This is a genomic window from Streptomyces ziwulingensis (genome assembly GCF_039542605.1).
In the GTDB taxonomy this organism is placed as follows: Bacteria; Actinomycetota; Actinomycetes; order Streptomycetales; family Streptomycetaceae; genus Streptomyces; species Streptomyces ziwulingensis.
Genome location: NZ_BAABIG010000159.1, coordinates 1 through 1269, shown reverse-complemented (window position 1 = coordinate 1269; position 1269 = coordinate 1). Strand labels below are relative to the sequence as shown.

Below are 1269 nucleotides of genomic sequence, written 5' to 3'. Positions count from 1 at the left end.
GCCGGTTCCCGCCTCGGGGTGCGTGTTCGCCGTGGATGGAGGTGCCGGACGCCTTCGTGGTCGGGGCGAGGCCGGCGTAGGAGGCGAGGTGGGCGGCGGTGGGGAAGCCGGTGCCGTCGCCGACGGTGACCAGCAGCACTGCGGCGGTCCTGACGCCGACGCCGGGCATCGACGTCAGGACCGGGGAAAGAGGGTGAGCCTCCAGCAGGGCGTTGATCCGGGCTTCCATCGCCCGGCGCTGGGTGTGGACGGCGGCCAGGGAGGCGGCCAGGGAGGGGATGACGATGTCGAGGGTGCCGGTGCCCGGGACGACGACGGTCTGTTCGTCCAGTGCGTCGAATACGTCGTCGATCAGCCGCTGGGCCATGCGGGGGGCCTTGGGCCGGATCAGGTCGACGAGTCTGCGGCGGCCGGCTTTGCGCAGGGCGGCCGGGGAGCCGTGGCGCTCCAGCAGCCAGGTGACGGCCTGGTGGTCCAGGCGGGGGCCCAGGACGCGTTCGAGGCTGGGGTGGAACTGGGTGAGCAGGCCGCGTATCCGGTTGGAGGTGCGGGTGGCCTCGGCGGCGAGGTCCTGGTCGAAGCCGACGAGCACGGTCAGCTCGGCGGTGATCTCGTCGGTGAGCTCCAGCGAGCGCAGGGTGTGCGGCATGGTGCGGGCGGCGTCGGCGATGACTGCCGCGTCCTTGGCGTCGGTCTTGGCCTCGCCCGGGTAGAGGTCGGCGATCCGGCGCATCGCCAGTCCGGGCAGGTAGGCGACCTGGCAGCCCGCATCGCGGGCGACGGTCAGCGGCAGGGCGCCGATCGAGGCGGGCTGGTCCACGATCACCAGGACGGTGCCGAACTTCGCGGCCAGTTTGTCGAATACGGCCCGCAGCTTCGGCTCGCTGTTGGGCAGCGGCTTGTCGAAGACCTTCTTTCCGGCCGGGGTGAGGCCGTGGCCGTGGTGGGCCGTCTTGCCGACGTCCAGGCCGAGGAACACGCCCACGTCTTCGGTGTCGAACATCGCGCCCTTTCCAGGGGTGTTCATGGTGCCGGCCTCGGCAGTGGTGTCGTGCTCGCGCATCCACGTTATGCAGACCTGCCGCCCGGGAGCTGTCCGGCATTACGCCGGACCGGACGGTGGCCGGACCTCTGATCAGCGTCTCCGACGGCACCTCCCGAGCCCGGTGACACCACCCCCCAGGTCATGCCTTCGACAGGGGGCAACAGTCATGCCGGGCCCGGAGGCCAGCGGCCCTCTTGCAGGACCACGAAAAACATAACGGGGCT

Annotated in this window: 1 protein-coding gene; it reads right to left on the bottom strand. The window is 71.1% G+C overall.

Annotated elements, in window-relative coordinates; all coding sequences use genetic code 11:
* The coding region (locus ABEB00_RS35895) for an IS110 family RNA-guided transposase (RefSeq protein ID WP_345624928.1) at positions 1 to 1003 on the bottom strand (1003 nt) is incomplete at its 3' end.
* Between the last annotated feature and the right edge of the window lie 266 nt (positions 1004 to 1269).